The sequence below is a fragment of the Thalassobacillus sp. B23F22_16 genome, from assembly GCF_043496955.1.
GTDB lineage: Bacteria > Bacillota > Bacilli > Bacillales > Halobacillaceae > Thalassobacillus > Thalassobacillus devorans_A.
In genome coordinates this window covers 1-14,692 of sequence record NZ_JBIEKD010000027.1, presented here as the reverse complement: position 1 = coordinate 14,692, position 14,692 = coordinate 1, and the positions used below count along the sequence as shown (strand labels likewise).

Here is a 14,692-nt window from a genome sequence, read left to right as displayed (position 1 = left end):
TGCGATGGGTGAATTGAAGTTTGAAGTAGCGTTTATGCCTAAAGACATTAAAGCAAACACTTCACAGATATGTGTGCTTGTTGATGTATTGAGAGCAACAACAGCGATGGTCACTATGTTAGATAAGGGCTGTTCAGAAATTATGCTGACGGATGATGAAACCAGAGCAAGGGAGTCCCTGAGTAAATCGGAAGCCGATCAAACATTGGTTTGTGCAGAAGATAGTTATGGAAATGTCTCTAAGCACGCTCACTTCAGCCCCTCCTTAATTTCAATAAATGAGACAGATGTGAAAGGTAAAAGAGTATTACTTAAGACTACCAATGGTACGTTGGCAGGAATCAAACTTTGGAATTCAGGCATCCAGCAAGTCCTGGTAGGTTCCTTGAGAAATGCTGAAGCTGTAATGGACAAGGCCGTGAAAATGGCCGCGGAACTAGATAGCAGTGTCACCATCGTGTGTGCAGGAAGAGAAAATGGTCAAATAGCTGCATTAGATGATACTTATACTGCCGGAGTTTTGCTAGAATATGGAAAGAAAGCAGCAGAATCTATCAATCTTGTACCAAATCTGAAAGACTCAGCTAAAATCAGCAAGCACTTATTAACCACTTATCCCAACACAATCGCAGCATTCGAAGACTCAGGGAGTGGAGAAACAATGCGTAATATTAAGTGTCAGGAAGATATCAATCTGTGTGCTGCACAAAATTCTTCCACACTAGCCCCTTTACTTAGCTTTACAGTAGAAGGGAATCTGGTAGTTAAAAATATTAATGAGGTGATTGTAAAATGACAAATTGGAAATCGAATGCATCAAAACCTGTAATGGATGAAGGACTACAATATCATATCCGTTGTAAAGAAGGAGACATTGAAAAGTACGTATTGCTCCCTGGAGATCCTGACCGTGTAGATATGATTGCAGAAGAATGGAATGAGCCTGTAAAGATTGCTAACTATCGTGAGCATCGTACGTTCAGTGGAAAAGTAGGCGATGTAGGAATTTCAGCTTGTTCTACCGGAGCAGGTGGTGGCTCAACAGCTAGCGCGTTCGAAGAACTTGCAGCTTTAGGTGGAGATACATTTCTTCGAGTAGGTACGACAGCTGCTATTCAGGAGCATATTTCCCCTGGAGATATTATCATTTCATCAGGAGCTGTAAGACATGACGGGACCAGTCAGTATTATGTTGATGATCGTTATCCGGCGAGTGCTCATTATGAAGCCACAGCAGCACTAGTAGAAGCCGCCGAACGCTTAGGCTACACCTACCATGTAGGAGTTTCCTGTTCCACAGCATCCTGGTATTGCGGACAAGGGAGAACAGGGTTAAGAGGGTATGAGCAATCTTTTTTCAAAGATAAGGTAGAAGATTTGAATAAAGCAGGTGTTATGAATTTTGAAATGGAAGCAGCTACAATCTTCACACTTGCAGGTTTGTATGGTCTGCGGGCTGGTTCGGTTTGTACAGTAGTTGCTAATAGAATTAGAGATGAATTTACCTATGGTGGTGTCGAGAAAAGTATTAGGGTAGCTAATCTGGCAGTGCAAATATTAGCTGAATGGGATCAGCTTAAAAAAGATAGGAAAAAAGATTATTGGTTCCCATCAATTGCAAGTAAAGAAGAAATCAATCAATAGGAGTGGATAGCATGATTGTCGATACGACAAAAGGAATGTTTATCAACGGAGATTGGGTGGGTTCAGAAAGTGATTCGTGGATCGAAGTTTTGAACCCGGCCACTAGAGAAAAAATTACGGAAATTCCTTCAGGAAGTGACATAGAAACAAAGAAAGCTATTCAAGCAGCGGATCAGGCATTCACGGAATGGGCGGAAAAAACAGCAAGAGAACGTTCCACTTATTTATATAAAGCTTACAATCTTATGCTGGAGCGTAAGGAAAAACTTGCTTCTCTATTGACGGAGGAGCAGGGTAAGCCATTGAATGAGGCTCGTGGTGAAATAGAGTTTGCTGCCAGCTTCCTGCTTTGGTACGCAGAAGAAGCAAATCGGGTTTATGGTGAAATGATACCAGCTTCTAAAAAGAATAAACGTCTCTGGGTGGTGCCAAAACCTGTGGGTGTAGTTGCGGCCATTACTCCTTGGAATTTCCCTGCAGCAATGGTTACAAGAAAGGTAGCCCCAGCACTTGCAGCAGGGTGTACGGTGGTATTAAAACCCGCGGAACAAACACCGCTTAGTGCCATTGAAATTGTTAAAATTTTTGAAGAAGTTGGTCTTCCTAAGGGAGTGTTAAACCTCGTAGCAGGTGACCCGGAGAAAATTGGTAATGAGATTATGGAAAGTTCTACCGTTCGTCTAGTTACTTTTACCGGGTCTACAAGAGTAGGGAAGCTATTGATGGAAGGAGCAGCAAAGACCGTTAAAAAATTGTCTTTAGAATTAGGAGGTCACGCTCCATTACTTGTGTTTGAAGATGCCGATCTGGATTTAGCCGTGGACCAGGCGATTGCGAGTAAATACAGAAACTGTGGACAAACTTGTATCTGCACGAACCGAATTTATGTACATTCCAATGTGAAAGAACAGTTTGTAAACAAGTTAGAACAAAAGGTGAAAGCGCTTCAAATTGGTGCAGGATCAGAAGAAACTGTTGATGTCGGGCCTTTAATCAATGAAGAAGGACTGGCAAAAGTCAAAGATCAAGTACAGGATGCTACCTCTAAAGGGGCCGAAGTGAAAACAGGAGGAAAACAGTGGGAAGGTCCTGGTGGCTATTTCTATGAACCTACTATTCTGGCAAATGTTACAGATGAGATGAAAATTATGTCTCAAGAAACATTTGGTCCAGTAGTACCTGTCCAAGTGTTTAATCATGAAGAGGAAGCTGTTGCAGCTGCTAATAATACAGATTACGGATTGGCGGCTTTCCTATTTACGAAAGACCTGGACAAAGCGATTACGGTTATGGAAAAACTGGAATATGGCATTATTGGCATTAACGACGTCTTTCCTGGCACGGCTGAAGCACCATTTGGGGGAATCAAGCAGTCAGGTTTAGGCAAGGAAGGCGGACATGAAGGTATAAGAGAATTCTTGGAAATGAAATATGTATCCGTTGCTGTAGCTGACAAGAAATAATAAGGAGTTTGAACATGGAACTACCTAGAATGGTCAAAGTCAAGCAACGCTTTAAGAATGAAAAAATCGAAGATATTAAGTCGCACTTGACACAAGAATTAAAGCAACGCTTACCTGAAATAAAACCCTCTGCTTCCATTGCTATCACCGTAGGAAGCAGGGGAATTACTAACCGTGTATTAATTGTAAAGACGTTAGTAGAATACTTAAAAGAACTTGGGGCAAAACCATTCATCATTGGGGCCATGGGCAGTCATGGAGGAGGTACAGAAGAAGGTCAATTGGACGTCCTTCATAGCCTGGGTTTTAATGAGAAAACGATTGGCTGTCCAATCCGCACTTCTTCTAAAGCCATTGAAGTAGGGGAAACCCGAAATGGGTTTAAACTTTACTGTGACGAATACGCTTGGCATTCAGATGGGATTATTGTGATTAACCGGGTGAAATTACACACCGCTTTCCGAGGGATGAATGAAAGTGGCTTATTGAAAATGATAACAGTGGGTCTCGGGAAATCTAAAGGAGCTAACCAGTTACATAGGCAAGGCCCCCCTAACATGTCACAAACCGTACAGGAAGTCGGAACAAGTTTCCTGAACACTGGTAAAGTACTTGCTGGCATCGCTATAGTGGAAAATAGTTTCGATGATACTGCTTTGCTTGAAGTACTTAAGCCAGAGGACATTATGCTTAGGGAAAGGGAGATGCTGCTTAAAGCTAAAGAATATTTCCCTCAAGTACCAATGGAAGAATTGGATCTATTAGTAGTCAAAGTAATGGGTAAAAATTATAGCGGCACAGGGATGGATACGAACGTTTTAGGCCGTACAAAGATATTTGGTGTTCCTGAACCGGAAACTCCTTCTTATCGTAGGGTTGCAGTATTGGATTTACATGAAGCTTCTCATGGTAATGCTACAGGAATCGGTTTGGCAGATTTCACTACAGAACGACTGTACCTGAAAATAGATAAGAAAAAAACATATTTAAATTGTCTCACTAGTACTTACGTGCAACGGGCAATGATACCGATGGTAATGGAAACAGAAAAAGATGTCATATATACAGCTATTGAAAGTTTAGCTGTCGATGATTCATCACAAATACGCATAGCACTTATAGAGAATACTTTAAATCTTGAAGAACTCTATCTTACTGAAAACCTCTTACAAGAGGCAACAGGCCAAGTAGAGATAATTTCTCCACCTAAAGCCCTTACGTTTAGCGATAAAGGGGAAATAAATCTCTAACTTAATACAGGAAGGTGATCACGGATGAACAAATCCCAAACATCATATGGTGACGCAGGATTTAGTGATTTTATCCAACGAGCTTTTAAGCGTCATTTAGGTCATAGTTTAGAAGATTTTGAAAAGCCGGTTATTGGAATTTGTAATACTTATAGTGAAATTAACCGTTGTCATAGTCATATCAAGCCGATTATTGAAGCGATCAAGCGGGGAGTCATTATGGCAGGAGGCACACCGCTTGAATTCCCAACAATTTCTGTTGGAGAGATGTTTACAAGCCCAACCACCATGCTATATCGAAATTTAGTAGCCATTGATACGGAGGAAATGATTAATGCGCAACCTATTGACGGAGTGGTTCTTATCGGGGGCTGTGACAAGATGGCGCCTGCGCAATTGATGGGGGCAGCCAGTGCGGACAAGCCGGCGATCCTTTTTACAGGAGGACCGATGAATAATGGTGAGTATAAAGGGAAGACACTTGGGGCCTGTTCCGACTGTCGTTTTTACTGGCAGGAATACAAGGCAGGTACTGTTGATGAAGAAGAAATCGATCAAATCAATGAACGTTTGGCACCTACAGCAGGCCATTGTATGGTGATGGGATCGGCAAGTACGATTGCAGCCTGTTCGGAAGCTCTCGGTATGATGCTTCCCGGCGGAGCAGCTACTCCAGCAACAGAGAATGCACGCTTGCATCAAGCCCAGGAGACTGGAAAAGCAATCGTCAGCCTTGTAGAAAAAAATATCCGCCCCTCTGACATTATGAACAGGGAAGCATTTGAAAATGCAATTAAAACTTTAATGGCAATAGGGGGTTCGACAAATGCTGTCATTCATTTGATAGCTATAGCCAGAAGGCTAGGGATAACTATTGGTATGCAAGATTTTGAGGAACATAGTCGTACCACTCCTTTTTTGGCAAATCTTAGACCAGCTGGAAAATACCAAATGCAAGACCTTTATTATGCAGGTGGCATGCCAGCGGTATTAAAGGAACTTTCTTCATTATTACACCTGAATAATTTGACAGTTACAGGTAAGTCAATGAAAGAAAATTTATTTGATATCCAAATAGAGGAAGAATATCGGGATGTCATCCGCCCCTTATCATCGCCCCTACATAAGGAGGGCGGAATAGCCGTCGTTAAAGGTAACTTGGCACCAGACGGAGCTATTATAAAACCTAAAGCAGCATCTGAACATTTATTGAAACATAAAGGGAAAGCGGTGGTATTCACTTCTTTGAGGGATATGGAAGAACGGTTGAACGATCCTGACTTGGAGGTAAGTGCCGACAGTGTACTTGTACTGCAAAACGCCGGTCCTGTGGGAGCGCCTGGTATGCCGGAAGCAGGTATGATACCTATACCTGACAAGTTACTGAAGCAAGGTGTGCGCGATATGGTGAGATTATCCGATTGTAGAATGAGTGGAACAGCATTCGGGACCGTCTTATTGCACGTAGCTCCTGAAGCTGCTGTGGGTGGTCCTATTGGTTTAATAAAAAATGGAGACTGGATTGAGCTCGATGTTTCTGAGCGGAAGCTGGAATTACTCGTTTCAGAGGAAGAGTTAATACAAAGACAAAAGGAGTGGACTCCACCTGTATTCACGGATTACAAACGTGGATACCCAAGCCTTTATCGCCAACATGTACTGCAGGCAAATGAAGGCTGTGATTTTGATTTCTTGTTACCAGAAAGTGATGAACTGGATCAAAAAGAGCCAACTTTGGCTGCAAAACAGTCGAATAGGTAAATTTACAAAAAGAATACAGGAGGGGAGGAAAAAAGCACATGAAAGTCGGCTTAATTGGAGGTACTGGTTTTTATGATCTTTTTGATACGTTGGAAGAACAAACAGTAAAGACGGAGTTCGGTGATGTCGTTTTATTTCGGGGAGGTTATGAAGGACAAGAAGTATTCTTTTTGCCAAGGCACGGTACTAAACACGGAGTGTTAGCACCTCACGTGAGTTACAAAGCGAACATGAAAGCCCTCCAACAAATCAAAGTAGAACGTGTGATTGCAGTATCTGCAGTCGGGTCTCTTAATCCAGCTATACCCGTAGGCGGGGTATCTTTATTAGACCAGTTTGTGGACATGACAAGAAGGAGGGATAAAACGTACGGAGAGTTTTCAGCTGATATGACAGAACCATTTTGTCCTGATCTGCAAGACAGCTTTTTAGAGGCTGCCAATGACCTTGATTTGCCAATGCATAAAGACGTTAAGCTCGTCGGGGTTGATGGACCGATATATGAGACCAGGAGTGAGTTGCAGCTATTTGCCCAGTGGGGAATGGATGTGGTTGGTATGACCAACACAACGGAAGCTGTACTGGCGAGAGAATTGGGATTGTGTTTTTCAGTAGTGACGCTATCTACAGATTTGGCTACAGGTACGGCGGAGACTCCTCCGGATCTGGCCACCCACAAAAAAGTAGCTGAGCAGAATAAGGAAAAAATGAAACGCTTAATCTTGCAGACTTTAACCAAAATTGATGAACGAAAAGCATGTCGCTGTGATAACTCTTATAAGTCTTTCGTAGAGGCGTAGGGAATCCAAAGGGAGGAAGATAAGATGAAAATCGGAATTATTGGCGGGACAGGTTTTTATCATTTATTTAATGATATGAAAGAACAAAACGTCCATACGGAATTTGGAAATGTTACTTTATTCCAAACGACATATGAAGAAAAAGAGGTATTTTTCCTGCCGCGACATGGCAAACATCATGATACTTTGGCGCCTTTTGTCAATTACCGTGCGAACATGCTGGCTTTGAAAGAATTAGGTATAGAGCGAGTATTAGCTTTCTCTGCAGTTGGTGCCATTAATCCGGAAATTCATGAAGGAAGTCTGTCGCTATTAGATCAGTTTTTTGACTTTACGACCCGTATAAAAACGTATGGGAAGTATTCTGTAGACATTACCGAACCATTTTGCCCAGAATTACAAGACACTTACATCAAGGCGGCCGAATCCATTCAAGAACCTCTACGAGAAGGAACCAAGCTGATGTGTGTTGATGGACCACGCTATGAAACAAAAGCCGAAGTGGAGCTGTTTGCAAAGTGGGGCATGGACGTTGTTGGTATGACTAATGCAACGGAAGCTTCCCTGGCAAGAGAATTGGGGATTTGTTATGCAGTAGTGACACTTGCGACAAATATGGCACCAGGAGTGACCGAGAAAAAGCCTTCCTTAAAAGCACACAAGGAAGTCAGTCAAAGTAAAAGTGAGGTAGTCAAAGAATTAATGCTTGAGGCAATTACTCATGCCCATGATAGAAAAAGTTGTTCTTGCAGGGATGCTTACGAACGTGCCGTTGTTGCTAAATAACAAGCTTACGTCAATTTAGGAGGGGGTGTTTTCCAATGAGTGAGAGGCTGCTGAAAAAGGAACTTTCTTATATTTCTCATAAAGTATACGATCGCGGACTAACCCAGGCGACAGGAGGAAATATTAGTGTTCGTGTGCCCGATAGGAATGCTATCTTGATCAAACGCTCCGGAATTAGCCTGGGGGAAGTAACCCCAGAAGATATGATTCTATTATCGATGGATGGAAACCTGCTTGAAGGGAACGGTAAACCTTCCAAAGAATATCGGTTTCATTTAGGTATTTATCATATTAGACCGGATATACAGGCAGTTGTACATTGTCACCCAAATTATTCTATCGCTTATGCCAGTCTCGGCGAAGAGCTTCCTTTACCGACGGTTACTGCGCGTAAGATATTAGGGCAAGTGCCGGTGGCTGGAGTTGCTGCTTCTGGATCACAGGAATTAGCTGACAATGTCACTGGAGTCTTTCGTAATTATTTGGATATTAACAGCTGTCTGATGGCTGAACATGGGATTTGTACAGTAGGGGAAAGTTTAGAAGCGGCCTATAATATCGCTACTCTCGTGGAGGATACTGCCAAGCAGGTTTCATTTTGAATCAATTGAAATCAACGAAGTCTTTAACTACCAGCCCCTGAGAAGGAGAGGAAAGGATGGAAAAGTTACACGAGTTAGTAAATGAATTTCAGGAACAAAATCTTCTCTTGCCTATTTGGCTCCAAGAAGAGAAACTTTACGTTGTCAATCAAAAGAAACTTCCTAATACCAAAGTAGCGATAGCCATTCAAAATGTGGAGGAACTGGCTAGTGCTATCAAAGATATGGTGATTAGAGGATCGGGAGCTTTAGGTACGTGTGGGGCTTGGGGACTGTATTTAGCTGCCATCCATTCAGGTGGTGATAAGAAGTTTGTAACGAGAGCTGGAGAATTACTGAAACAAACGCGTCCTACTGCAGTTAATCTTGTGCATACCATCGATGAGATCTTAGAGCAGATGAATGGGCATGGAATAGACCTTATCCAAGAGGTAGAAATGAAAACGATCGAAATTCTAAAGCGACAGTTATCGTTTGAACACCGACTGGGAGAGTATGGTGCGGAATTGATTGGAGATGGAGATTCCATTTTAACTCATTGTCATTCGGGAGCTTTAGCAGGATCGGGATATGGAGGACGCGCTTTATCAGTGATTAGAAAAGCACATGAACAAGGGAAAAATATTCACGTTTATGTATCCGAGACACGACCTTACCTGCAAGGTGCTAGAATTACCGCATATGAATTAAAGGAATTTGGCATTCCTCACACCCTCTTATCTGATAACATGTCTGGCCACTGCATGAAGCAAGGGTTGATAGATAAAGTGATCGTCGGATCAGATCGTGTTGTTAGGAATGGTGACCTAGTCAATAAAGTTGGAACTTATATGCATGCTCTGGCAGCTAAAGCCAATGATGTTCCTTTTTATACAGCAACATCCAGCCATACAATGGATGACACTATTTCGAATGGATCGGAAGTAGAGATAGAGTATCGTAATCCATCGGAAGTTACTTCTATTCAGGAGTTTAGAATAGCTCCTGAAGATACCCAGGCATTATATCCATCTTTTGATATTACTCCCCATGAATTGATTGAAGGTATCATCACTGAACGAGGGGTCATCCAAGCTCCTTATGCTACTAATCTGAGAAAAGTGATGGCTGAGGAAGACTCACTGGTTTAATTCAAACAGTTATAGGCAAGCTTCTTTCCGGGTAGCCCATGGAAAGAAGCTTGCTTTTTTAATGAAGAAAAAATCTCTATTGATATGTTAACAAACTAGGAAGCAAGTCCGATATAAGGAGTGAATCATCAGGGAGGATGATTAGCCATGGCGCTGACGTTAGGAAGAAAACCAGGCGAAAAACTTTATATCGTCGACGAAGACGGTAAAGAAATCGAGATTGAAATAGTCAAAACAGATGCAAAGCTGGATAATTACCTGCGCCTTCGGGTTAATGCACCTAAGGAGTACAAAATTATCCGTGGAGAAATTAGGTAGTAACTCACTAAGAGTTATTATAGATCGAGGCAAATGGACGTGTCTCGTAATATTTTAATCACATGGAGGTAATAAGAAATGAGAATTAATCACAACATTTCAGCATTAAACACGCAACGTCAATTAGGTCAAGCGAACAATGCTCAGCAAAGTTCAATGGAAAAGTTGTCTTCTGGTCTGCGTATTAATCGTGCTGGAGATGATGCAGCAGGGCTTTCAATTTCTGAGAAAATGCGTGGTCAAATTCGTGGGTTAGAGCAATCATCTAAAAATGCGCAAGATGGAATATCACTAATCCAGACAGCTGAAGGTGCTTTAAGTGAAACTCATTCTATTCTTCAAAGAATGCGAGAGCTTGCAGTTCAAGCAGGGAATGAGGGAACTCTTGAGAGCGATGATATGGATGCAATTAACGATGAGATTACTGAATTACAATCTGAATTAGATGGAATAGCGGATCGTACAGAATTTAACGGGAAGAAGTTACTAGATGGAGATTTCGATGCTCAATTGCAAATAGGAGCAAATGAAAGTCAAAATCATAGCATAACTATTGCGACTTCTGGGAGTGAAGCTTTTGATGCCGAAGGTTTAGGAGTAGATAGTGAGGCTTTAGACTTCAGTGACAGTACAAAGGTAGATGATAATTTAAAAGCTATTGATAGTGCTATTAAAGAAGTTTCTTCAGCTCGTTCTAATCTTGGAGCAAATCAAAACCGTTTAGATCATACAATTAAAAATCTTGATAACCAAGCTGAGAACCTGACAGCCGCAGAATCTCGCATCCGAGATGTCGACATGGCCAAAGAAATGATGGAACAAACCAAAAACTCTATTCTTTCTCAAGCATCACAAGCAATGCTTGCTCAAGCTAATCAACAGCCACAAGGGGTACTCCAATTACTACGTTAATATACAATAAAGAATAAAAGAGGTATTCAACTTTTGGATACCTCTTTTATTCTTTAAAATATTAAATTTTTGTAGGGAATTATAAATGAGAACAATCGTTTATATTTAGCATGCTTTAGAGTCCAATATAATTATTTAAGTATTAATATCAGTTAAATTTAATAAAGGGATCTGGATAAGGGGTGTCTTTTAAGTGCATACAACTCAAGAAAAGCAGCTTTCACAAGGATTCAAATTAACTAATACCATTATAGAAGCTATTGATCATTTCTCTTTATTAGTTAGAGAAAGAAAAATAAATCAAAGTATCTTTATGTTTAGTTCTATCGTTGAGGGGTTTGAGACGATAGATAAAACAATTAGTACTTTAATAGAAATCAAAAAGGAAAAAGAAAAAATAGAACAATCATTAACTAAAATCGCACGCTTAATGGAAAAAGGAAACTTTCCTAAAATTTCTGAGGTGTTACAATTCTCACTTAAACCACACTTCATGACGTTAAAAAAGAAAATAAAAGAGAGTACTAATTTTGATCATAGACAGAAAGTGACAGTTGGGATTTATTATTGTGAAAGCAATCCTATAGAAGTTTATTCAGAAGAAAGAATAAAAGCATTAGTAAAAGCGGGAGAGAAACAAGGTGTTAATTTGCTGTTTTTTTCTTCGTCTGATGTGGATTTCGAAAAAAAATCAGTAAACGCTTCTGTTTTTAAACTAGGGAAGTGGCACCGAACAACAAACTCTTTCCCTGATGTAATAAGTAATATCGCCGTTAAACCACTCGCCTACCAGTCTCAAATTGAAAGGAAATTAAGAAAAGAAGTTCCATTTACTGGATTTGGAGTGGGGGACAAATTCCACCTGTATAAAAAGTTAATTGATTCAAGAATACATGTAAATTTATTAGTTCCATTTAAAATTGCCACAGAGGAATCAGTTATACATAACTTTTTAAATCACTATAAACATGCTGTTTTTAAACCTATTTTAGGAAAACGAGGCCAGAATATATTTTTTGTAGAAAAAAAGGAGTCCAATTATACTGTTACTGAGCATAAAAAGAAGAGTGTTATGAGTTACGAAAATTTCATTTCATGGTTATATGAAGTAATATTGAAGAAAAAGCATAGTTATATGGTACAACAATACATACACTCTCGTACTAAGGATAAGGAACCTTTTGATATTCGTGCCCATGTGCAAAAAGATGGAGAAGGTAAGTGGAAATTAACAAAAATATACGCTCGCATAGGTAATAAAAAAAGTATACTTAGTAATATTAGCAGAGGGGGTAGAACGGAAGAACTGGGATCATTATTTGCAAGGGAATTTGGGGGGATAGGCAGGCAATATGAGAAGGATATCCAAAAGCTAGCGCTAGATCTTACAATGGGTCTGGATAAAATACATGGATTCGCACTTAGTGAGTTAGGGTTGGATTTAGCTATTGATAGTAATGGGCGATTTTGGCTTTATGAAGTTAATAACGGGCCCCAGTCAACGTACCATGAAAATGAACGAGCTGTTAATACTATAGCTTATGCTGTTTATATTGCAAGAAATGGCTTATTCCTTACAAATGAATTTGATAAAGTAGATTTTATTAAAGGGCAATTTAATGCGCGACAAACGAGGGTACCTGTAGCAAATCTAAGAGAAAGTTGTAGTATTGGTATGTTAGTGGATGAAAAGGAAGTCAATAACCTAACAATTGCTTGTTCTTATGTTGCAAATTTTGAGGACGTAAACTTCTTTTATTTTACTCCGAAAGATATTGATTTTAATGAAATGTTAATAAGAGGACACTTCTACGAAAATAAAAAATGGAATTCAAAGGTAGTTAATTACCCAGATGTAATTTATGACAGATTAAGGTTAAGAGGTATAAATGGGTATAAAAGAATTTATGAAGACTTAGAAGGAATACCTTTCACCAATAATTTCTATGGCAATTCGATAAGTAAATTAGAAGTATATGATAATTTAAGTTCTATAAGTGGACTTAAAAAAGCAATAATTCCATACCAAAAAGTTACTCGAATGAGGGATATTTTTATTTTTTTAGAACGTTATAATAAAGTGATTTTAAAGCCTCGAATAGGCTCATTCGCAAACGGTGTACACTTTGTAGAAAAGGTTAAGACAGATGAATACTTTGTAGCCATTGGAGAGAAAGAGTTTCATTTAAATGAGAGCAAACTCATGAATTATCTTGGAGGGATAATAAATAGAGAAGAATTTTTAACTCAAAAATATATTGAATCCCGTACAATTGATAATCAACCTTTTGATATAAGAGTTCACATGATGAAAGATGGTAGCGGAAAATGGTCTTTTGTTGATATTTATCCTAGAGTGGGAGTTTATCATGCAGTTATATTAGCAATGCGAAAGGGGGGATATATTGGAGAAATATCAGGGTTTTTATCTAGAAACTTTGGGAGAAATAACTCTAATGATTTAGGAAATAATATAAAAGAGTTATCCCATAAAATTGCGTGTGAATTTGAAAATTTTTATGATCATCATCTTAGCGAAATTGGTTTAGATTTAGCAATTGATCAAGAATTGAATTTGAGCTTGATTGAAGTAAATGTTAATAAACCAGGATTCATAAATTGCGAGTTTGAAATAGCAAAACACGCTATTCCATATGCTGTTTATTTAGCTGAAAATAATGTGAAGATGGACAAATTAAAATCTTGAAATCTATTAACATGACTTTTGAGTTAGATTCTAGTAATACCAGAGTTTATTTTAATTTATCAAAAGGAGGGAACAATATTTAATGAGTGTATTAATCGGGGGAATAGTAGGATTGTTGATGGGTGTGATATTAGAAGACCCGCTGAAGAAGGTTTGGAAAAAAATAACCCGTCGTTTTAAACTCTTATTCGTTAAACGTAAAGAGATTATTGATCCTTATTATTTTTCATTAGGTAATCTTATAACCAAATTCCTTGTTTATGATGGAGATGGAGAGATGACATATTCTCAGCAGAATTTAGAAACTAGATTAAACAATTCTATGATAAAACTTCCTCCAGACTTGAAAAAATTAAAAGAAAATTTTGCCCGCAAGGAAGATGAAAAAGAAAAACGCGGTGAAAAGTTTAGTTGGAATGGACCGGTGTTAGGGTTAGAAAGGTTTCAAATAACCAGAAGTAAATTAAATGAAGATATGAAGGTTATGTTTACTTTTTTACCCTCCGATTATTACACATTTAAAGCACTAAATTCACAACTTGATACAGTACTTCCAGATGGTAAGACAGTACGAGAAAAATATATATTATCACATCAAGATAATGAGCCTATTCCATATCTTTCAAATGCTTTTGGGGTGGGGCTTGTAGTTATTACCAAAGACAAACAAGTAATACTAACTAAACGTTCCCCAGATAGTGGGGTACGACCTGGTGAAATGGACATTAGTATTATTGAAGGTGTGCATCCTTTTCAAGATAAAGATAATTATAGCCAAGGCCCTGATTTATTTAATACCGCCATTAGAGGAGCAAAAGAAGAATTAGGACTTACTATTAAATCATCTAATATAAAATATCTCGGGTTTGGATTAGATAAAGAATATTATCAGTGGATTATTTTAGGTGTGATACATATTAACGAGAGCTCTGAAGAAATTATTAAGCGTAGAACTAGAGGTATTTCAGGAAAATGGGAAATCACATCGTTGATCTTTAAACCTTTTACAATTGATTCTATAGTTAATGTAATTAAGAACGAGAAAATGTGGTCAACTGCGAAAATAGCTTTATACTGGGCATTAATTTATGAATTTCCTAACAGAAATGTTGATAAGAGAATAAGTAAGGCATTTAAATGAATTTTGTAGTAGAGTTTTTAATTTTGGGGCCTGTCCCACTGGCCTTGCGCTATAGTTTAATAATGACATAAAAGGTAAAAATTACCTGTTGTTTTTGGTATTCAAATTCAAAAAAGGGAAGAGGATAACAAACAGACCCCGTTCCCTTTTTTTGTAATTTTATTGTTTTTACCTTTTC

Annotated in this window: 13 protein-coding genes; all 13 read left to right on the top strand. The window is 38.9% G+C overall.

Annotated features, from left to right (window positions below; translation table 11 throughout):
* The first annotated feature begins 4 nt into the window (after positions 1-4).
* On the top strand, positions 5-796 hold the full coding sequence (locus ACGTNI_RS16865) for a 2-phosphosulfolactate phosphatase (RefSeq protein ID WP_394463850.1): 792 nt from the start codon (positions 5-7) through the stop codon (positions 794-796).
* Positions 793-1,644, top strand: coding sequence for a nucleoside phosphorylase (locus ACGTNI_RS16860; protein ID WP_394463849.1), 852 nt, complete (start codon positions 793-795; stop codon positions 1,642-1,644). Before ACGTNI_RS16865 ends, ACGTNI_RS16860 begins: the two co-directional genes overlap by 4 nt.
* Positions 1,645-1,655: 11 nt before the next feature.
* A complete protein-coding gene (locus ACGTNI_RS16855; RefSeq protein WP_394463848.1) occupies positions 1,656-3,107 on the top strand; it encodes an NAD-dependent succinate-semialdehyde dehydrogenase in 1,452 nt (483 codons plus the stop codon).
* 14 nt (positions 3,108-3,121) lie between these two features.
* Positions 3,122-4,357, top strand: a complete 1,236-nt coding sequence (locus ACGTNI_RS16850) for a nickel pincer cofactor-dependent isomerase, group 22 (protein ID WP_394463847.1) — start codon at positions 3,122-3,124, stop codon at positions 4,355-4,357.
* Between the two features lie 24 nt (positions 4,358-4,381).
* Positions 4,382-6,118: a dihydroxy-acid dehydratase gene (locus ACGTNI_RS16845; protein ID WP_394463846.1), complete on the top strand. Its 1,737-nt coding sequence runs from the start codon at positions 4,382-4,384 to the stop codon at positions 6,116-6,118.
* Positions 6,119-6,156: 38 nt separating this feature from the next.
* Positions 6,157-6,918 (top strand): MTAP family purine nucleoside phosphorylase, encoded by a 762-nt coding sequence (locus ACGTNI_RS16840; protein WP_394463845.1) that lies wholly within the window; start codon positions 6,157-6,159, stop codon positions 6,916-6,918.
* 24 nt (positions 6,919-6,942) lie between these two features.
* Positions 6,943-7,704 (top strand): MTAP family purine nucleoside phosphorylase, encoded by a 762-nt coding sequence (locus tag ACGTNI_RS16835; protein WP_394463844.1) that lies wholly within the window; start codon positions 6,943-6,945, stop codon positions 7,702-7,704.
* A gap of 35 nt (positions 7,705-7,739) precedes the next feature.
* Positions 7,740-8,306, top strand: a complete 567-nt coding sequence (locus ACGTNI_RS16830; protein WP_394463843.1) for a class II aldolase/adducin family protein — start codon at positions 7,740-7,742, stop codon at positions 8,304-8,306.
* A gap of 56 nt (positions 8,307-8,362) precedes the next feature.
* Positions 8,363-9,436: an S-methyl-5-thioribose-1-phosphate isomerase gene (mtnA, locus tag ACGTNI_RS16825; protein WP_394463842.1), complete on the top strand. Its 1,074-nt coding sequence runs from the start codon at positions 8,363-8,365 to the stop codon at positions 9,434-9,436.
* Between the two features lie 147 nt (positions 9,437-9,583).
* Positions 9,584-9,754: a carbon storage regulator gene (locus ACGTNI_RS16820; protein ID WP_394463841.1), complete on the top strand. Its 171-nt coding sequence runs from the start codon at positions 9,584-9,586 to the stop codon at positions 9,752-9,754.
* Between the two features lie 78 nt (positions 9,755-9,832).
* Positions 9,833-10,666, top strand: coding sequence for a flagellin Hag (gene hag / locus ACGTNI_RS16815; RefSeq protein WP_394463840.1), 834 nt, complete (start codon positions 9,833-9,835; stop codon positions 10,664-10,666).
* A 193-nt stretch (positions 10,667-10,859) separates the two neighbouring features.
* A complete protein-coding gene (locus ACGTNI_RS16810; protein WP_394463839.1) occupies positions 10,860-13,373 on the top strand; it encodes a YheC/YheD family protein in 2,514 nt (837 codons plus the stop codon).
* Between the two features lie 82 nt (positions 13,374-13,455).
* The gene (locus ACGTNI_RS16805; RefSeq protein ID WP_394463838.1) at positions 13,456-14,514 is read left to right on the top strand and encodes an NUDIX hydrolase; all 1,059 of its coding nucleotides are present in this window, start codon (positions 13,456-13,458) and stop codon (positions 14,512-14,514) included.
* Positions 14,515-14,692: the final 178 nt, after the last annotated feature.